Source organism: Ochrobactrum sp. 19YEA23 (assembly GCF_029909865.1).
Classification (GTDB): Bacteria; Pseudomonadota; Alphaproteobacteria; order Rhizobiales; family Rhizobiaceae; genus Brucella; species Brucella gambitense.
Genome location: NZ_JASAMQ010000003.1, coordinates 479,342 through 499,268 on the forward strand (window position 1 = coordinate 479,342; position 19,927 = coordinate 499,268).

Genomic DNA, 19,927 nt, shown 5'->3' on the forward strand with positions numbered 1-19,927 from the left:
ATGCCGGGGAATTTTCCGGTCGCGAATGCTCTAGGAGGGCCGGGGATTTCCGGCTGAAAAAGATGGAACTCGATATTGTCTCCCTGTCGCGATTGCAGTTTGCAATCACGGCACTTTATCACTTCCTCTTCGTACCTCTGACGTTGGGTCTTTCCGTGCTGCTGGCCATCATGGAAACCGTTTATGTGATGACGGGGCGACTCATCTGGCGACAGATGACGAAATTCTGGGGTACTCTGTTTGGCATCAACTTCGCGATTGGTGTCGCGACGGGTATTGTGATGGAATTCCAGTTCGGTATGAACTGGAGCTATTACAGCCATTATGTGGGCGATATTTTCGGCGCCCCGCTCGCCATTGAGGGCCTGATGGCCTTCTTCCTTGAGGCGACCTTTGTTGGTTTGTTCTTCTTCGGTTGGGACCGTCTTTCCAAAGTCGGCCACCTGATCGCGACCTATGCGGTTGCGGCAGGTTCGAATTTTTCCGCTCTGTGGATTCTCATCGCCAATGGCTGGATGCAGAACCCGGTCGGATCGGCGTTCAACCCTGAAACCATGCGCATGGAAATCACCGATTTCTTCGCGGTTCTGATGAACCCAGTCGCGCAGGCAAAATTCGTACACACGGTTTCTGCAGGTTACGCAACGGCCTCGATCTTCGTTCTGGGCGTTTCCGCCTGGTATCTGCTGAAAGGCCGCTCGGTCGAACTCGCCAAGCGTTCGATGACGGTTGCTGCTTCCTTCGGTCTGGCCGCTTCGCTTTCGGTTGTCGTTCTTGGCGATGAAAGCGGCTATCTGGCCAATGAACACCAGAAGATGAAGATCGCTGCTATCGAAGCGATGTGGGAAACAGAGCCTGCGCCAGCCTCGTTTACAGTCTTCGGCTTCCCAAACCAGGAGGCACGCGAAACCCACTTCGCCGTGCATATTCCGTGGGTCATGGGTCTGATCGGCACACGTTCGCTGACCACGCCGATCCAGGGCATCAACGATCTGGTCGAGAATGCGGAGAATCATATCCGCAACGGTATTGTCGCCTATGATGCGTTGCAGAAAATTCGCGCCGCTGGCGATACGGGCGCTGTACCGCAGGATGTGAAGGACGTTTTCGCCGATAACAGCCAATGGCTGGGCTACGCGCTCCTTCTGAAGCGCTATGTGGACGATCCGCGCAATGCTACTGACGAACAGATTGCCAAAGCCGCGAATGACACCGTTCCGGGCGTCCTTCCGTTGTTCTGGGCATTCCGCATCATGGTGGCCATCGGGTTCTTCCTGATCCTGCTGACCGGAACGTTCTTTGTCCTGTCGGCGCGGCGCAAGCTGGATCAGCATCGCTTCCTGCTCAAAATGGCGGTCTTTGCAATTCCGCTGCCATGGATTGCCGCAGAAATGGGCTGGATTGTCGCTGAATTCGGACGTCAGCCCTGGATTATCGAGGGTATTCTCCCGACAGCGGTCGGTGTCTCCAATCTCGGCGCATCGACGGTTCTGCTCACCATCATTGGCTTTGTCGCGATCTATACGGTCCTGTTCATCATCGAAATGGGCCTGATGATACGCGCGATCAAAGCTGGACCGGAACCCGACAGCAAACCTGAAGCCATGCTTGCACCTGCCAGCATTGCGCCTGCGGAGTAAGGACCATGATACTCAGCGAATTGTTGGACTATGAAACCCTTCGCATCATCTGGTGGGTACTGCTCGGCGTGCTGCTGATCGGCTTTGCCGCGATGGACGGGTTTGATCTGGGCGTAGATATCCTGATGCCGCTCGTCGGCAAAACGGATGTGGAACGCCGCGTTATCATCAACACGATCGGCCCGGTCTGGGAAGGCAATCAGGTTTGGCTGGTTCTTGGCGGCGGCGCGATTTTCGCCGCCTGGCCACCGCTTTATGCCGTGTCCTTCTCCGGTTTCTATCTGGCGATGTTTGTCATTCTCTTTGCCCTCATTCTGCGCCCGGTCGGTTTCAAATACCGCTCGAAGCGTGAGGGCAGGGCTTGGCGTCGGGGTTGGGATATTGCCTTGTTCATCGGCGGCTTTGTACCGGCGCTAATCTTCGGCGTTGCCGTTGGTAACGTGTTGCAGGGCGTTCCTTTCCGGCTCGCCGATGATCTGCAGATCTTCTATGAAGGTACGTTCTTCGGCCTGCTCAACCCGTTTGCTCTTATTTGTGGCGTGTTGTCGGTCACCATGCTTTCCATGCATGGGGCCTCCTGGCTGGTCCTGAAGACATCGGGAGAAATTCAGCAGAGAGCACGGCGTTATGGTAGCATCGCTGCACTTCTGACGCTCGTTCTCTATGCTCTGGCGGGCGTTGCCAGCTGGTTCTGGGTCTCGGGTTACCGAATTACGAGCGCTATCGTCACCGATGGGCCGTCCAATCCGCTGCGCAAGACTGTGGAACTGGATCATAGCGCATGGTTCAGCAACTATGTGAACTATCCAATCCTGCTGATTGCTCCGGCACTTGGCATTCTGGGCGCGATTGCGGTGTTTCTCACACTGCGTGGCGGTCGTGAAGTTGCACCGCTTCTGCTCGGCAAGCTCACGATCTTCGGCATCATCTCGTCGGTCGGTGTCTCGATGTTCCCGTTCATTCTGCCGTCTTCGCTCGATCCTCGGGCAAGCCTGACAGTTTGGGATTCGTCTTCCAGCCATATGACACTGTTCATCATGCTGGTCGTGACCCTGATCTTCCTACCGATCATCGTTGCCTACACCTCCTGGGTCTACAGAGTGCTGTGGGGCAAGGTGGAAAAGGAAATGATCGAGGACGAGAGCAACCACGCTTATTGATTTGGCTGCGGACGGCTTTGTCCGTCCGCGCCTTTCAATCCAAGAAAGGAAAGCAATATGTGGTATTTTTCCTGGCTTCTGGGCCTGCCGCTCGCCGCAGCTTTCGCTGTGCTCAACGCTATGTGGTACGAACTGATGGATGATCGGGCCCGCAAGCGTCTTGCAGCCGATCCGACTGCAGATCTGGCGCGGCAAGGCACGAAGCATCATTAGAGAAAAGAAAACGGCCCGGAAACGGGCCGTTTTCTTTATCGACTGATGTTGACCTTAGGCCGATGGTATCGAAAGTTCCGCCACGAAATCATAGGCGTCGCCACGATAAAGCGATTTGGTGAATTCCACCGCGCGGCCTGATGCGAGATAGGAAATACGCTCGATAGACAATCCCGCATCGCCGGTCGTGACACCAAGAATACGCGCATCGGGATCTTTGATGTTGCAGGCGGATATGCGCTGCACAGCGCGCACCGGGCGAAAGCCGGTCCGACCGAGTTCAGCATAGAGCGAGCCTTGCACAGCATTCGGGTCCGGCAGAACTTCACTCGACAAGGTGGCGCGTTCGATAGCCAGCGGCAGATCACTTGCCATGCGCAAGCGGCCAAGCCGGGCAACACGGGTTTCGGATGAAACGCCAAGCTTCATCATTTCCTCTGGCGAGGGATAATAGAGACCGCGTTCCAGCCATTTGGATTGGGTGGCAATGCCGCGCCGCGCCATGTCTTCGGTAAAAGACGTCAGCATGGAAAGCGACTGCTGCACGCGCTCGCTGGGGCGAACAACGAAAGTACCGGAACCATGACGGCGCACCAGAAGTCCCGATTTGACGAGATCATCCACTGCCTTGCGCACGGTCACCCGGCTGATATTGGCATATTCGGCAATGTCACGTTCGGGCGGAAGTGCTTCTCCATCGGCCAGATGTCCGGCGCGAATCGCTGCTTCCAGCGACTGGCGTAACTGCATATAGAGCGGTCCCGCGCCTGAAGAGGGCGCGGTGCCCTGAAGATTTTTGGGTAGGAAGGCGCCGAAATTACCACTCATACACGCGCCTCATCCATCTTGTGGCCATAGCGCTTGAGCGCGAGCTGCAAAGCTCCGGTCAAGGCGTCGGCAGCCGGTTGGACAATGAGCTTCTGATGGCTTGCAGGAAGCCATTCCACATAAAGTGGCGCCATGCCGCCCAACAGACTGATCCGCTCCGCACCTTGTGCGATCAACATATCCAGCGTTTCACTGACATAGCCAGCGGAACGCTCCAGAAGCATGCGCGCAGTTTCGTCGCCATTGGCAGCATACTGGAAAATACGTGGAGCATATTTGCCGAAATCGCCGGGCTTCGCCGTCCAGGCGAATTCAACCAGATTGTCGGGATTATTACCGAACTCGTCGAGCACGTCTGTTGTTAGACGGCTGCGGGAGTGAATGCCATCATGCACCAGCAGGCATTCCTGCAACAGACTTTGGCCAAGCCGCGCACCGCTGCCAAGATCGCTGAGCGGAAATCCCCAGCCGCCGACCGAATGAATCCGCTCCTGCTGGCGGACGATATAGGCCGTTCCGGTGCCAAGAATGGCGACAATCCCGTCCTGATCGCCAAGTGCACCCTGCAATGCGATCAACCCGTCGAACTCGACATTGGAATGGGCAAAGGGGAGGCCTTGCTCAATTGGCAGCCCTGCACCCTGGACATTGCCACCGGCAAGTCCGAGCACCGCATGGCTTTCGCCGTAATGGCTCTGGTCCAGTCCTGCGTCGGCGAAGGCATTGTCGATGGCTGCGCGTACATTGACGAGCGAAGTCTGCGGATCGGTGACAATATTGGCCGACCCGCTGCGTCCCGTTCCGAGAATCGCACCGCTGCTGTCTGCCACCACAGCGCGGCATCCTGTGCCGCCGCCGTCCACGCCAATGAAATACTCTGCCATGAAGATACCTCCAACTTGAAGATACCAAAAAAATACCATTAACCAAGCAGATTCATCAAAGACGAGAAAAATTGATTAATGTGTTGATAAAATAAGGTAAATTATCTTGCATCCAATTTTTATGCGAGAATTTCGTAAACTTCGCTGGACAATTGGTACGTTTTTGGCATTAAATTCAATCAAAGGGGAGCGCAATGCCGCCAGGGGTCGCCAAAGGTTGTTAACAGGCGAGGGTCGCGCGGAAATGGGATGGAACAAAGACCGGCGGAGCCGGCATTTATCCCGTACCGTGATGAGCCGTCGTCATTAACGTGGTGTATCGCAATGGACAGGCGTATCTCGCCTCTTTTGTGCGTCTGCGTTCAAAAAAACGGGAGAAGGTCAAATGGTTCGCAATACCTTGAAATTCATGCTGCTGGGTTCGACGCTGCTGGCGTCGGGTTCTGCCGCATTGGCTCAGGACGTCACGCTGACGGTTGAAAGCTGGCGTAACGACGATCTGCAGATCTGGCAGGAAAAGATCATTCCAGCCTTTGAAGCCAAGAATCCGGGCATCAAGATCAATTTTGCGCCAAGTGCGCCGACGGAATATAACGCCGCTCTCAATGCCAAGCTGGATGCTGGTTCGGGTGGCGATCTCATTTCTTGCCGTCCGTTCGACACCTCGCTGGAACTGTTCAACAAGGGCAAGCTTGCCGATCTTACCGATCTCGAAGGCATGAAGAACTTCTCCGACGTCGCCAAGTCCGCCTGGACCACCGACGACGGCAAGAAGGCTTTCTGCGTGCCGATGGCTTCGGTTATTCACGGCTTCATCTATAATCAGGAAGCCTTTGACAAGCTTGGCCTGAAGGCGCCGGCAACCGAAGCCGAGTTCTTCGCGATGCTCGACAAGATCAAGGCTGACGGCACCTATATCCCGATGGCCATGGGCACCAAGGATATGTGGGAAGCCGCAACCATGGGCTACCAGAATATCGGCCCGACCTATTGGAAGGGTGAGGAAGGCCGCAAGGCGCTCATCGCCGGTACGGAAAAGCTGACCGATCCGCAGTGGGTTGAGCCGTTCAAGGTTCTCGCCAAGTGGAAGGATTATCTGGGCGACGGCTTCGAAGCACAGACCTATCCGGACAGCCAGAACCTCTTCACGCTGGGTCGCGCCGCGATCTATCCGGCAGGTTCGTGGGAAATCGGCCTGTTCAACACGCAGGCGCAGTTCAAGATGGGCGCATTCCCGCCGCCGGTGAAGAATGCAGGCGACAGCTGCTACATCTCGGACCACAACGATATCGGTCTCGGCCTCAATGCTTCGAGCAAGAATGCCGAACAGGCCAAGGTGTTCCTCAACTGGGTCGCTTCGCCGGAATTTGCCGAAATCTACGCAAACGCGCTGCCGGGCTTCTTCAGCCTGAATTCGACGGCTGTGAAGATGTCCGATCCGCTGGCGCAGGAATTCGTGTCCTGGCGCGAAAAGTGCAAGCCGACGATCCGTTCGACCTACCAGATTCTGTCGCGCGGTACGCCGAACCTGGAAAACGAAACCTGGGTTCAGTCGGCTAACGTCATCAACGGCACTGTAACGCCGGAAGATGCCGCCAAGAAGCTGCAGGACGGCCTCGACAGCTGGTACAAGCCAGCCAAGTAAATATGATCATTCACGGGCGGTTTTGCGCATAGCAAGGCCGCCCGTGTGCATTTTCGATGCCGAACAGACCTACCGGACAGTTTTTCTTTCGCGCGATGCGCGATCCGTGTCAGTCTCAAGGCGATAGAAAGTTCGTAAGAACCGCATAAGCCGAAGAACAGCGAGTGTTGATGAGCCAGTCTGCCGACCTGCCAATCATTGAGCAAAAACGCCCGAGGCGGTGGCACATTCTTGTGTTTCTGCTGCCTTGCGTGCTGGTTTACACCGCCGTCATGGTGCTGCCGCTGATCGAGACATTACGGCAAGCGTTTTTCAATGTCGTTGACGGGCAGCGCGTCTTTGTCGGCTTCGCCAATTTCCAGACGCTTTTCGGCGACGTAAACTGGTCGCGTGATTTCTGGAATGCGTTGAAAAACAATGTTATATTCTTCTGCATTCACATGTTGGTTCAAAACCCGATCGGCATTTTGCTGGCGGCCATGCTGTCGCTGCCGAGACTGCGTTTTGCCGCCTTCTACCGTACCGCAATCTTCCTGCCGACGCTTTTGTCCTTCGTGATCGTCGGCTTTATCTGGAAGCTGATCCTGTCACCGATCTGGGGCGTCGCGCCGTGGATGATGGATCTGGTGGGCATGAAATGGGCCTTTGGACCATGGCTCGGCAAGGCCGAAACCGCACTGGTAACCGTATCACTCGTCTCGGTCTGGCAGTTTATCGGTATTCCGATGATGCTGATCTATGCGGCGCTGCTCAACATTCCCGATGAGATTATCGAAGCTGCCGAATGCGACGGCATTACCGGCTGGAGCCAGTTCTGGAAGATCAAGCTGCCGCTTATCCTGCCGTCGATTGGCCTGATCTCGGTCATGACCTTCGTAGCCAATTTTAACGCGTTCGACCTTGTCTATTCGATGCAGGGTGCGCTTGCGGGACCGGACAAGGCGACCGATATTCTGGGCACCTTCCTGTACCGCACCTTCTTTGGCTTCCAGCTTCAGCTTGGCAATCCGTCCATGGGCGCGACCATCGCTGCCGTGATGTTCCTTATCATCCTCGCCGGTGTGTCGCTCTATCTGTTCGGCATCCAGCGTCGCATGCGCCGCTATCAGTTCTGAGGAGCGAGAAATCATGTCGAAAGCACGCACTTCGCCCCTTCGCACAACATTCGTTCATGCGGCACTGATCATCTATATGCTTGTCGCCGTGTTTCCGGTGGCGCTGACGCTGATCAATTCCTTCAAGGACCGCAATGCGATTTTCCGCACACCGCTGCAGTTCCCGACACCGGAGAGCTTCAGCCTCATCGGCTATGAGACGGTGTTGAAGCAGGGCTCGTTCCTGACCTACTTCCAGAACAGCGCCATCGTCACGGTGGCGAGCATCTTCTTCGTCATCCTGTTTGGCGCGATGGCAGCCTTTGCCCTGTCGGAATATCGCTTCAAGGGCAACACGCTGATGGGGCTTTATCTCGCCATCGGCATCATGATCCCGATCCGTCTTGGCACAGTTGCATTGTTGCAGGGCATGGTCGCGGTGGGGCTAGTCAATAGTCTGACGTCGTTGATCCTCGTCTATACGGCCCAAGGATTGCCGCTTGCGATCTTCATCCTGTCCGAATTCATGCGAACCGTGTCTGACGATTTGAAAAATGCCGGGCGAATAGACGGCATGTCGGAATATGCGATCTTCTTCAAGCTGGTGCTGCCGCTGATCCGTCCCGCTATGGCAACGGTTGCCGTCTTCACCATGATCCCGATCTGGAACGATCTCTGGTTCCCGCTGATCCTCGCACCGAGCGAAGCCACCAAGACGGTGACACTGGGTTCGCAGCTGTTCATCGGCCAGTTCGTCACCAACTGGAATGCGGTTCTGTCGGCGCTTTCGCTGGCCATGTTCCCGATCCTCGTCCTCTACGTCATTTTCTCGCGGCAACTGATCCGCGGCATCACAGCCGGAGCTGTCAAATGAGTTCAGATACAACAAGCGCCCCGGCCCCAATCGCCCCGGTACGCGTGCTCTCGGCAGGTCTCGGCAATATGGGCCGCAGCCATGCGCTGGCCTATCATCGCAATCCGGGTTTCGAAATCGTCGGTCTGGTCAACCGGACCAAGGTTGCCGTGCCGGATGAACTTGCCGGTTATGAAATTCATCCATCCTTTCACGACGCCTTGGCCGAGCTGAAACCGGATATGGCGTGCATCGCCACCTATTCGGAAAGCCATGCCGATTATGCCGTGGCCGCGATGGAGCAGGGCGCGCATGTCTTTGTTGAAAAGCCGCTTGCAACGACCGTGGAAGATGCACGACGCGTCATCGATTGTGCACGGGCCAACGGACGCAAGCTCGTCATTGGCTATATCCTGCGCCACCATCCATCCTGGATGCGGCTGATCTCGGAAGCGCGCCAGCTCGGCGGTCCTTACGTTTTCCGTATGAACCTCAATCAACAGTCCAGCGGCGCGACCTGGGAAACGCATAAGAACCTGATGAACACCACGTCGCCGATTGTCGATTGCGGTGTGCATTATGTGGATGTGATGTGCCAGATCACCGACGCCAAGCCGGTGGAAGTGCGCGGCATGGGCCTGCGTCTTTCCAATGAAATCAAGCCGGATATGTATAATTACGGCCATTTGCAGGTGTTGTTCGATGATGGCACGATTGGCTGGTACGAAGCGGGCTGGGGTCCGATGATGTCCGAAACGGCCTTCTTCGTGAAGGATGTCATCTCACCAAATGGCTGCGTTTCCATCGTCATGAACGAGGCTGTCACCAAGTCCGACGATGTGGACGCGCACACTAAAACCTCGACCATCCGCATCCATCGCGCTGAACGCGGGGCTGACGGGAAATTCCTGAAGCCTGATACGGATCTGTCCATGTCCGACGAGCCCGGCCATCAGGAATTGTGCGAACGCGAACAGGCTTACATGCTGAAAGCCATTCGCGACGATATCGATCTCAACCGCCACATGGACGATGCGCTGCAATCGCTGCGTATTTGCCTCGCCGCTGATGAAAGCGTGCGTCTTGGCCAGCCGATAAAACTGTAAGGGATTTTTGACTGTGGGATCGCTGTTACTCAAGTCTATTAATAAGAGCTATGGTTCGCAGGCTGTTCTGAAGGATATCAATCTGGAAGTTCGCGACGGCGAGTTCATCATTTTCGTGGGGCCTTCCGGTTGCGGTAAGTCCACGCTGCTGCGCTCGATTGCCGGTCTGGAGGATGTGTCTTCGGGTCAGGTGCTGATCAACGACAAGGATGTGACCGTCACGCCGCCGTCAAAGCGCGGCATTGCGATGGTGTTCCAGTCTTATGCGCTTTATCCGCATCTGACGGTGAAGGACAATATGGGCCTTGGTCTGAAACAGTCTGGCGCGCCGAAGGAGCAGATTGAAAGCCGCGTTACGCGCGCGTCATCCATGCTGTCGCTTGATCCTTATCTGGCAAGGCGTCCGGCGGAACTGTCGGGGGGGCAGCGCCAGCGCGTCGCCATCGGTCGCGCGCTTGTGCGTGATCCGGAACTGTTCCTGTTCGACGAGCCCTTGTCCAATCTCGATGCCGCGCTTCGCGTGCAGACGCGCTTGGAAATTGCCAAGCTGCATCGGGAGCTGAAGGCAACGATGATCTATGTCACCCATGATCAGGTGGAGGCAATGACGCTTGCCGACCGTATCGTGGTGCTGAATGCAGGTCGTATCGAACAGATCGGTTCGCCGATGGAGCTCTATAACAAGCCTGACAATCTGTTCGTGGCAGGCTTTATCGGTTCACCGCAGATGAATTTCGTCGATGCCGACCGTATCGGCGAAACGGGTGCGACGATCATCGGCATTCGCCCGGAACATCTCGGCGTCAGCCGTGAAAGCGGCAAATGGAAGGGCAAGGTCATCCACGCCGAACATCTCGGTGCCGATACCATCCTTTATGTGGAAACCGAAGGGGCAGGGCTCATCACTGTTCGCCTGTTCGGCGAGCACCACTATACGGAAGACGACATTATCTTCGTCACGCCGGAAGCGGACAAGACGCATCGTTTTGACGATGACGGCAAGGCCATTCGCTAAGCCATTCGACAGTTCGACAAAATTGAACCGCGCTTGTTTCAAGCGCGGTTTTTTGTGTTCGCCAGAATCAAGGTGTTATCCGGCGGCTTTTCTGCCGGTTTGGCCATGACGGCGCAGTGGACAAAGTGCCTCATGCATTTTTCTATAATGCTCAATTCACTCGAAATAGTACTAAACGGTACTGACGTTATCGTCAACAATACGTAAGAATATTGCGTCTATGGCAGGATAAACATTCCATATCAAATCCCATATAAAACATGGAAATACACTTATTTCACTGACCTCCCGAAGCGCCGTATTTTCGAGCGGGAGAACTGAACTCTAAGTTCACCGCTCGAGGCCATGAAAAATAATCTTGCTTTATTTTGAGAGCCGTATCACCCTGAATGGCAGTGAAATCGGAGGAGGAAAACCGGCTTCACGTCGCATGGGAGGAATGCGGTCAATCTGAGTTTGAAAGGCCATCCGGAAACCGGATTTCGAAGAAGCCTGTTCGCCGGAACCAAACAGAATTCCACCCGTTCGACATTCAATGCCAGTTTTGCCAGGCCAGTTGCTTGGCCCATTGCGAGGTATGCCCGCATGAGCGACGATGTCGTACTATCCCTGCATGTTCCTGAACCGGAATGGCGGCCCGGCGATGCGCCGGATTTCTCCCATGTAAAAATCCCTCGTGCTGGCAGTGTCAGAAGACCGGAAATAGACGAAAAGCCCGAAGCGATGCGCGATCTCGCTTTCAGCATCATTCGCGTACTGAACCGCGAAGGCGAGGCGGTCGGTCCGTGGGCCGGAACGCTTACCGACGAGGAGCTGAAAGATGGTCTGCGCCACATGATGATCCTGCGCGCCTATGATGCGCGCATGATGATGGCGCAACGGCAGGGCAAGACGTCGTTCTACATGCAGCATCTGGGTGAAGAGGCGGTGAGCTGCGCTTTCAGAAAGGCGCTGCGCAAGGGCGACATGAACTTCCCGACCTATCGGCAGGCAGGGCTTCTGATCGCCGATGATTATCCGCTTGTCACCATGATGAACCAGATTTTCTCCAATGAGCAGGACCCGCTTAAAGGCCGCCAGCTCCCGGTGATGTATTCCTCGAAAGAGCACGGCTTTTTCACGATTTCCGGCAACCTTGCGACGCAATATACGCAGGCTGTGGGCTGGGCGATGGCCTCGGCGATCAGCCACGACACAAAGATTGCAGCTGCATGGATCGGTGACGGCTCGACTGCTGAAAGTGATTTTCACGCCGCGCTCGTGTTCGCCTCGACCTACAAGGCGCCTGTGGTGATGAATATCGTCAACAACCAGTGGGCGATCTCGACATTCCAGGGCATTGCGCGGGGCGGCTCCGGCACTTTCGCGGCACGCGGGCACGGCTTCGGCATTCCGTCGCTGCGCGTAGACGGCAATGATTATCTGGCCGTTCACGCCGTGGCAAAATGGGCGGTCGAGCGCGCACGGCGCAATCTCGGTCCAACGATCATCGAATATGTGACCTATCGCGCTGGCGGGCATTCCACTTCGGATGATCCCTCTGCCTATCGCCCCAAGGCGGAAAGCGATGCGTGGCCGCTTGGCGATCCGGTCTTGCGGTTGAAGAATTATCTGATCCTGCGCGGCGTCTGGTCGGAAGATCGTCACAAACAGGCGGAAGCGGAAGTGATGGACCTTGTCGTCAGCGCACAGCGCGAGGCGGAAGCCATCGGCACCCTGCATGACGGGCGCAAGCCGTCCATGCGTGACATGTTCGAGGATGTTTACGCAGAAACGCCGCCGCATCTTGTTCGCCAGCGTCAGGAAGCGGGGTTCTGATCCATGACCAAGATGACTATGCCCAGAATGACAATGATCGAGGCGATCCAGAACGCCCACGACATTGCCATGGAGCGCGATAAGAATGTGGTCGTGTTCGGTGAGGATGTCGGTTACTTCGGCGGCGTGTTTCGCTGCACCGCCGGTTTGCAGAAGAAGTACGGCAAAGAGCGCTGTTTCGATGCGCCAATCAGCGAGCTTGGCATTGTTGGCACCGCAATCGGCATGGCCGCTTACGGCTTGCGCCCCTGCATTGAAGTGCAGTTCGCCGATTATGTCTATCCGGCCTATGACCAGATTGTCTCCGAAGCTGCTCGTCTGCGCTATCGTTCGGCGGGCGAGTTCACATGCCCCATCGTGATCCGCATGCCATCCGGCGGCGGCATCTATGGCGGGCAAACGCACAGCCAAAGCCCGGAAGCGCTTTTCACCCATGTGTCCGGCTTGAAAACGGTGATGCCGTCCACGCCAGCGGACGCCAAGGGCCTGCTGCTTGCCGCCATTGAAGATCCCGATCCGGTGATCATGTTTGAGCCGAAGCGGCTTTATAACGGTCCCTTCGACGGCCATCATGACAAGCCGGTCACATCGTGGAAGAAGCACGATCTGGGCGAAGTGCCGGAAGGCTATTACACAGTACCGCTCGGCAAAGCCGCTATCCGCCGCGAAGGCAGCGCCGTGACGGTTCTGGCCTATGGCACCATGGTGCATGTCGCGCTGGCCGCAGCCGAAGAAACCGGCGTCGATGCCGAGATTATCGATCTGCGCACGCTTTTGCCGCTCGATACCGAAACCATCATGGCTTCGGTGCGCAAGACGGGCCGTTGCGTCATCGTGCATGAAGCAACTCTGACCTGCGGCTATGGTGCAGAACTGGCCGCGCTCGTACAGCGCGACTGCTTCTATCACCTCGAAGCGCCTGTCATTCGCGTGACGGGTTGGGACACGCCTTATCCACATGCGCAGGAATGGGCTTATTTCCCCGGTCCTGATCGTGTCGGTCGCGCACTCGTGTCGATCATGGAAGCGTGAGGGGAGACAACATGGCTCATTTTACAATCAAACTCCCCGATGTCGGTGAAGGCGTTGCCGAGGCCGAACTTGTCGAATGGCATGTGAAGGTTGGCGATATCATTCGCGAGGATGATCTTCTGGCTGCTGTCATGACTGACAAGGCAACAGTGGAAATCCCATCGTCGCGTGCGGGCAAAGTCATCGCGATCAACGGCGAAGTTGGTGAAAAAATCGCCGTCGGTTCCGAACTGGTTCGGCTTGAAATTGAAGGCGCTTCCGGTGCGAGCGAGGAAGTGAAGGCAGAAGAGCCTGCGCATACTCCGATAGCCGCTGAAGCGCCAAAGTCGCAGACTCCGGAAGTGCCGGTCTTGTTGCAGACGCCCGTTCCGCCAAAGCCGACAGCACCCAAGCGTGAAGCTTTCGCTCGCGCTTTTGCGGGCGCTGGCCCCGTGCGAGCAGAAGGTGAGAAGCCTCTGGCTACGCCATCGGTTCGGCTGCGCGCGCGCGATGCGGGCGTAGATCTGCGGCGCATTCGTGGTACTGGACCTGCCGGGCGTATCACCCATGAAGATCTGGATGCGTTCTTCGAGACCGAAAGCGGTGCCGCAACGGCGTTGGCCGGTTATGCTGCCGATACATCCGTCAACGAAATCAAGGTTATCGGGCTTCGGCGCAAGATTGCGGAGCGCATGGCAGAAGCAAAGCGCCATATTCCGCATATCACCATTGTCGAGGAAGTCGACGTCACGCAACTTGAAGAGCTGCGCAGCGGCCTCAACAATGAGAAGAAGGAAGGGCGTTCGCGCCTGACGCTGCTGCCATTCGTTATCCGCGCCATCGTCAAGGCGGTGAAAGAACAGCCGGGCCTGAATGCCCATTTCGACGATGAAGCCGATATCATCCGTCAATTCGGCGGTGTGCATATGGGCATTGCCACGCAGACACCGAACGGCTTGATCGTCCCCGTGGTGCGTCACGCCGAAAGCATGACCGTATTTGCGGCGGCTTCCGAGTTGTCGCGTGTGACCGATGCCGCCCGCAACGGCACCGCAAAACGTGAGGAACTGAGCGGTTCCACCATCACCATCACGTCGCTTGGACCGCTTGGCGCGATTGCCACGACACCGATTATCAATCGGCCAGAAGTTGCGATCGTCGGGATCAACAAGATTGCCGTCCGCCCGATGTGGGACGGAACCCAATTCGTGCCGCGCAAGATGATGAACCTTTCATGCAGCTTCGATCATCGGGTGATCGACGGTTGGGACGCGGCTGTCTTTGTGCAGAAGCTGAAAAGCCTCATCGAAACGCCTGCGATGATCTTTGTGGAAGGCTGAACTTATGAGTGAGATTAACTGCAAACTTCTGATCATCGGCGGCGGTCCCGGCGGCTATGTCTGTGGCATCCGGGCAGGGCAGCTCGGCATCGACACGGTGCTTGTTGAGCGAAAGCGTCTCGGCGGCACCTGCCTCAATGTCGGCTGTATTCCGTCCAAGGCGCTGATCCATGCAGCAGATGAATTCTATCGCCTGACGCATTTTGCATCGAGAGGCGCGCTTGGCATCACGGCGCAAAATCCGACTATCGATTTTGCCCGCACGCTTGAATGGAAAGACGGTATCGTCAATCGACTGAATAGTGGTGTGGCCGGGCTGTTGAAACGGTCGCGCGTGCGCATGTTTCAGGGGCAGGCGCGGTTCATGGACGGCAAGACCGTGTTGGTCGATACAGATACAGGCCGCCAGACCATTCATGCGGAAAATATCGTGATCGCCACCGGCTCCGTGCCAGTTGAAATTGAAGCACTGCCCTTCGGCGGCAATATCATTTCATCCACGGAAGCCCTGTCGCTGGGCTCCATACCGGAGAAACTGGCTGTCGTGGGCGGTGGATATATCGGGCTCGAAATCGGCACGGCCTATGCGAAACTCGGTTCCAAGGTCACTGTGGTCGAAGCCACCGACCGTATTCTGCCACAATATGATTCCGAACTGACGCGGCCCGTCATGGCGCGCCTGAAGGCGCTTGGCGTCGAGGTGCTAACCAGCACATCGGCCAAGGGGCTAACCGGAGACGGCAAGGCACTGGAAGTACTGGCGGCTGATGGCGACACCAAACGCATCGAAGCCGACAAGGTGCTGGTAACGGTCGGACGCAAGCCGCAGACCGATGGTTGGGGCTTAAGCGAAATCCGGCTTGATATGGACGGGCGTTTCATCCGCATTGATGACCGCTGCCGTACGTCTATGCGCGGTGTCTATGCAATTGGCGATGTCACCGGAGAGCCGATGTTGGCGCATCGCGCGATGGCGCAAGGCGAAATGGTTGCCGAGATCATCGCAGGCGGCAAGCAAGCCTGGGACAAGCGCTGCATTCCAGCGGTCTGCTTCACTGATCCCGAAATCGTGACAGTGGGGCTGCTGCCCGACGAGGCGCGCAAGGCAGGTCACAACACACAGATTGGCATTTTCCCTTTTCAGGCCAATGGTCGTGCCATGACGGTTGAACGGGAAGACGGCTTTATTCGTGTGGTGGCCCGCGCTGACAACCATGTCATTCTGGGCATTCAGGCGGTTGGTGTTGGTATTTCCGAACTGTCATCAGCCTTTGCGCAAGCCGTTGAAATGGGCGCACGTCTCGAGGACATTGCAGGGACGATCCATGCACATCCGACCTTGGGCGAGGGCTTTGCCGAGGCCAGCATGAAGGCGCTCGGCCACGCCTTGCACGTTTAAGATCTGGACTTGCGCTCGTAACGCCATACGAACACGGCAGCCCCGGCAACCATGGTTGCGAGCGAAAACCAGGTGATTGCATAGGACAGGTGGCTGTTGCGGAAGGAAACGACCGTCAGCCCACCGACGGGCTGATTACCGGGATTGGACTTGGCATCCGCATCGATGAAATAGGGTGCGACGGTGCCAAGATTCTCCTTCGCGGCAAAAGCCGCGACATCGCGCGAGTTCCAGCTGTTTTGCGCTGGATCGTTGGGCCGCAGGAAAAAGCCGTCCGGCTCAGGCATGCGCAGAAGACCGGTCACGGTGGTTTCGCCAGCGACCTGAGTTTCCAGACGGGCTGACAGGTCCCGCTTGTTGCTCGGCACAAAACCGCGATTGATATAGGTCAGAGATCCGTCGGCGGAGCGCAGCGGCGTCAGAACCCAGTAACCGGCGCCGCGTTCGGTCAGCGCATGCACCAGCACTTCCTTATCGTTCAGATAGGTGCCGGTGATGGTGACATGACGATATTCGTCGTCCTTCTGGTTGACATTGGCCCAGTCGTCCTTGCCCGGCGCTGCAACGGGTTCAGCGTGAACGCGAGCATCCACACGAGCGATCAGGTCAAGCTTCCATTGCAGGCGCTCGATCTGCCAAACACCAAGGCCAATAAAAAGCAGAAAAAACAGGCTGGCCAGTACCGCCATGAAACCGAGAAAGAAACCGGACTTCTTCTTCACATCGTTTCTGTCGGTTTCTGTGGTCATCGCATATTCCTGAATTTATTGATGCTGGAGCAATGCTCTCTCATAAACCAGTCATGCAAATTTAGAAAGTTTGGGCTGGATAAAATAACAGCGCCAGCAGGCCTAAGATTGGCGAGTGGCGCTGAGAACGAACCGACATATTCAATTCATGTCGCAAATCAGGCTAGCTTGTGAACCTTGTGCCGACGATGTGAATAGCCGCCCTTCGAACGGCGCAAAACATTACAAACCTGTGTCTTGTCTTCCGAGGGCTGCGGCATTTGCTCATGAATGCGGTGCAGTATCTGCTGCGTGACTGTACGATCCTTGTCGGTAGGCCCGATGATTATGCTCTTCATCAACCATTCTCCCTGTTTTTCTTGGGCACAGAGTAGCATCCGGGGCTACCCCGGCCGGTCATCAAGAATGTACGAATAACCAAAGTATTAATCATAATTAACATATTGACAAGGACATTCTTGCAACAGCACTCAAGCGCTTGAGATTGGTCGCAAAAAAGCCGAGTCGCATTCGCAACCCGGCTCTTTTAAGTAATTATATCGATTAAATCAGTCGCGATTCCCGGTCAGGATTTCACGCTTGCCGACATGGTTTGCCGGACCGACAAGCCCTTCCTTTTCCATACGCTCGACAAGCGATGCAGCGCGGTTGTAGCCAATGCCGAGACGGCGCTGGATGTAGGAGGTGGAGCACTTCTTGTCGCGCAGCACCACCTTGACTGCCTGATCGTAGACGTCGTCACCATCTTCAGAACCCATCGACGTCGCATCGAAGACGGCGGCATCTGCGGTTTCTTCTTCGGCGTCTTCATCTTCCGTCACGGTTGCCAGATAATCCGGGCGACCTTGTTCCTTCAGATGATTGACGACCTGTTCCACTTCTTCATCGGAGACGAATGGTCCATGGACGCGGACGATACGTCCGCCACCGGCCATATGCAGCATGTCGCCCTGGCCGAGAAGCTGTTCGGCACCCATCTCACCAAGAATGGTGCGGCTGTCGATCTTCGACGTGACCTGGAAGGAAATACGGGTCGGGAAGTTTGCCTTGATCGTACCGGTGATAACGTCGACGCTTGGACGCTGGGTTGCCATGATCAGGTGAATACCAGCCGCGCGGGCCATCTGCGCCAGACGCTGCACGGCACCTTCGATATCCTTGCCCGCAACCATCATCAGGTCGGCCATCTCATCGATGATGACCACGATGTAGGGCATTGGCGTCAGGTCGAGTTCTTCCTGAATATAGGTCGGCTCGCCTGTTTCCTTGTCGAAACCAGCCTGCACGGTGCACATGACGGTTTCGCCCTTGCCCTTGGCGGAAGCCGCACGGGCATTGAAACCTTCGATATTGCGCACACCGAGGCGGGCCATCTTGCGATAGCGCTCTTCCATCTCGCGCACAGCCCACTTCAAGGCAACGACAGCCTTTTTCGGGTCGGTCACGACCGGAGTAAGCAGGTGCGGAATACCATCATAGATCGACAGTTCCAGCATCTTCGGATCGACCATGATCAGGCGGCATTCTTCCGGCTTGAACCGATAGAGCAGCGACAGGATCATGGTGTTGATCGCAACCGACTTGCCCGAACCCGTGGTGCCAGCCACCAGCAGGTGGGGCATCTTGGCCAGTTCAGCAATGATCGGCTCGCCACCGATACCTTTGCCGAGGCAAAGCGGCAGGCGATAATTCGACGCTTCGAAAGTGCGGGAGTCGATCATCTCACGCAGATAGACAGTCTCACGATTGGCATTCGGCAGTTCGATACCGATGACATTGCGACCGGGCACAACGGCAACGCGAGCAGAGAGTGCCGACATGGAGCGGGCGATATCGTCAGCAAGACCGATGACGCGCGAGGACTTCACACCTGGAGCAGGCTCGAACTCATAGAGCGTGACGACCGGACCGGGGCGCACATGGATGATTTCGCCGCGCACGCCAAAATCTTCCAGTACGCTTTCCAGCAGACCTGCGCTGCGCTCCAGCATTTCCTGCGTGATGACATTGCCATCCAACGCAGGCGGCATCTGCAACAGATCGCGCGGCGGGAATTCATATTCGCCATGGATTACAGGAGCTTCAGCACGGGGGAGGGGCTGAGGTTGATAAAGAGCAATCGACGGCGCAGCCTTTGCCGGCGCAGGCGCTGCTGCAACGGGGGCAGGTGCTACGATTTCTTCAACGCTGTGCTCTTCAGCTTCTGCAACGGCAAGCACGACATCGTCTTCGGTCGCTTCACCCGAAACTTCGGCAACCTCAACAATCTTTGGCGTAGTTTCAACCTTCTTCGGAGCGATCGCCTTAGCTTTTGCCACCAGAGCAATGACCGGAGCTACGGGCGCTGCGGCGACAGGTTCCGGTGTTACAACAGGCTGAGAAGCAGGAACTTCTGCCACTGGCTGCGGCGCTACGGCTGCAACTGGGGTTTCTTCTGGCTGGCTGTTCCACTCACGAATGCGGAACTGCGCCAGAATGGATTCAACGGTCGGCGCAGGCTTTTTTGGCGCAGCCGGTGCTGCGGCAATAACCGGCATAGTCGGGGCAAGGCTCGCCTCAACATCACATCCTTCCCAGAAGGCGAAGTCGGAAATATAGGCGAGCGCAGAAGTCGTAACCTCTGCCACCGGTGCAACAACTGTCTGCGCGACCACAGGCTCTGGAGCGACATAAACCGCAGGCGCGGCTACTGCAACAGGCATGACCGGCAGGGCAGGCGGCACTGGAACTACTGGCGGCTGCACCATACCGAGCGAAACACTCTGCTGCAGTGCGGCTACGGCCATCGGTTGGGCATCTGCCACCTTCTCCACGATGGCTTCCGGCGCTTCCGCCATCGGCTGAACTTGCGGACGCGGCGCATTAACGTCCGGCAAATCTTCGCCGCGACGACGCATCAGTTCCACTTCCGGCGTGCGGGTGAAACGGACATTCTCGCCCAGAGAAAAGTGGATTTTCCAGGCACCGTCATCTGTCGGATTGTGCGCATCCGACGGGCTGCGCTGGGGCTTTGGGTCCGAAGCGTTCTCTGTACGATTTCCGTTCGAATGGGGGAAATTTTCTCTCAAATTACGCATGATACCTGAACCATAGATACTGTCGCCTGAATGAGCCCAAGTAATAAAAAATGAAGGTTAACAACCCCCTTCATAAATTCACCATTGGCCAGAAA

17 protein-coding genes are annotated in these 19,927 nt (G+C 56.4%); 12 read left to right on the forward strand and 5 right to left on the reverse strand.

Annotated elements, in window-relative coordinates; translation table 11 throughout:
* The first annotated feature begins 62 nt into the window (after positions 1-62).
* From QBD01_RS11145 to cydX, 3 genes are read left to right on the forward strand one after another with little or no spacing between them, the layout of a single operon-like run.
* On the forward strand, positions 63-1,640 hold the full coding sequence (locus QBD01_RS11145) for a cytochrome ubiquinol oxidase subunit I (protein WP_280992824.1): 1,578 nt from the start codon (positions 63-65) through the stop codon (positions 1,638-1,640).
* A 5-nt stretch (positions 1,641-1,645) separates the two neighbouring features.
* Positions 1,646-2,800 carry a cytochrome d ubiquinol oxidase subunit II gene (gene cydB / locus QBD01_RS11150; RefSeq protein WP_280992825.1) on the forward strand — a complete coding sequence of 385 codons (1,155 nt, stop codon included), beginning with the start codon at positions 1,646-1,648 and terminating at the stop codon, positions 2,798-2,800.
* A gap of 57 nt (positions 2,801-2,857) precedes the next feature.
* Entirely contained in the window at positions 2,858-3,013 is a 156-nt protein-coding gene (cydX, locus tag QBD01_RS11155; protein ID WP_078337005.1) for a cytochrome bd-I oxidase subunit CydX, read from the forward strand.
* Between the two features lie 54 nt (positions 3,014-3,067).
* Here the strand turns inward: cydX and QBD01_RS11160 are convergent, their stop codons facing one another.
* Both QBD01_RS11160 and QBD01_RS11165 read right to left on the reverse strand, forming a co-directional pair.
* Positions 3,068-3,841 (reverse strand): GntR family transcriptional regulator, encoded by a 774-nt coding sequence (locus QBD01_RS11160; protein ID WP_182520522.1) that lies wholly within the window; start codon positions 3,839-3,841, stop codon positions 3,068-3,070.
* Positions 3,838-4,725: an N-acetylglucosamine kinase gene (locus QBD01_RS11165; RefSeq protein ID WP_280992826.1), complete on the reverse strand. Its 888-nt coding sequence runs from the start codon at positions 4,723-4,725 to the stop codon at positions 3,838-3,840. Before QBD01_RS11165 ends, QBD01_RS11160 begins: the two co-directional genes overlap by 4 nt.
* Positions 4,726-5,110: 385 nt before the next feature.
* Here QBD01_RS11165 and QBD01_RS11170 point away from each other — a divergent pair, with 385 nt between their 5' ends.
* The 9 genes from QBD01_RS11170 (at position 5,111) to lpdA (ending at position 16,006) form a co-directional block, all read left to right on the forward strand.
* The gene (locus QBD01_RS11170) at positions 5,111-6,370 is read left to right on the forward strand and encodes an ABC transporter substrate-binding protein (RefSeq protein ID WP_280992827.1); all 1,260 of its coding nucleotides are present in this window, start codon (positions 5,111-5,113) and stop codon (positions 6,368-6,370) included.
* A gap of 170 nt (positions 6,371-6,540) precedes the next feature.
* A complete protein-coding gene (locus tag QBD01_RS11175; protein WP_280992828.1) occupies positions 6,541-7,485 on the forward strand; it encodes a sugar ABC transporter permease in 945 nt (314 codons plus the stop codon).
* A 13-nt stretch (positions 7,486-7,498) separates the two neighbouring features.
* Entirely contained in the window at positions 7,499-8,338 is an 840-nt protein-coding gene (locus tag QBD01_RS11180; protein ID WP_078337000.1) for a carbohydrate ABC transporter permease, read from the forward strand.
* Positions 8,335-9,423, forward strand: coding sequence for a Gfo/Idh/MocA family oxidoreductase (locus QBD01_RS11185; protein ID WP_280992829.1), 1,089 nt, complete (start codon positions 8,335-8,337; stop codon positions 9,421-9,423). Before QBD01_RS11180 ends, QBD01_RS11185 begins: the two co-directional genes overlap by 4 nt.
* Positions 9,424-9,436: 13 nt before the next feature.
* Positions 9,437-10,438 (forward strand): ABC transporter ATP-binding protein, encoded by a 1,002-nt coding sequence (locus QBD01_RS11190; protein ID WP_280992830.1) that lies wholly within the window; start codon positions 9,437-9,439, stop codon positions 10,436-10,438.
* 585 nt (positions 10,439-11,023) lie between these two features.
* Positions 11,024-12,256: a 3-methyl-2-oxobutanoate dehydrogenase (2-methylpropanoyl-transferring) subunit alpha gene (locus QBD01_RS11195; RefSeq protein WP_280992831.1), complete on the forward strand. Its 1,233-nt coding sequence runs from the start codon at positions 11,024-11,026 to the stop codon at positions 12,254-12,256.
* A gap of 18 nt (positions 12,257-12,274) precedes the next feature.
* A complete protein-coding gene (locus tag QBD01_RS11200) occupies positions 12,275-13,288 on the forward strand; it encodes an alpha-ketoacid dehydrogenase subunit beta (protein WP_109367989.1) in 1,014 nt (337 codons plus the stop codon).
* Positions 13,289-13,299: 11 nt separating this feature from the next.
* On the forward strand, positions 13,300-14,607 hold the full coding sequence (locus QBD01_RS11205) for a dihydrolipoamide acetyltransferase family protein (RefSeq protein WP_280992832.1): 1,308 nt from the start codon (positions 13,300-13,302) through the stop codon (positions 14,605-14,607).
* A 4-nt stretch (positions 14,608-14,611) separates the two neighbouring features.
* Complete coding sequence (gene lpdA, locus QBD01_RS11210; RefSeq protein WP_280992833.1) at positions 14,612-16,006, forward strand: dihydrolipoyl dehydrogenase; 1,395 nt, start codon at positions 14,612-14,614, stop codon at positions 16,004-16,006.
* Here the strand turns inward: lpdA and QBD01_RS11215 are convergent.
* From QBD01_RS11215 to QBD01_RS11225, 3 genes are all read right to left on the reverse strand, one after another.
* A complete protein-coding gene (locus QBD01_RS11215; protein ID WP_280992885.1) occupies positions 16,003-16,695 on the reverse strand; it encodes an SURF1 family protein in 693 nt (230 codons plus the stop codon). The genes lpdA and QBD01_RS11215 overlap by 4 nt on opposite strands.
* A 218-nt stretch (positions 16,696-16,913) precedes the next feature.
* Positions 16,914-17,093, reverse strand: coding sequence for a hypothetical protein (locus tag QBD01_RS11220; RefSeq protein WP_182520513.1), 180 nt, complete (start codon positions 17,091-17,093; stop codon positions 16,914-16,916).
* Between the two features lie 210 nt (positions 17,094-17,303).
* A complete protein-coding gene (locus QBD01_RS11225) occupies positions 17,304-19,652 on the reverse strand; it encodes a DNA translocase FtsK (protein ID WP_392391384.1) in 2,349 nt (782 codons plus the stop codon).
* Positions 19,653-19,927: the final 275 nt, after the last annotated feature.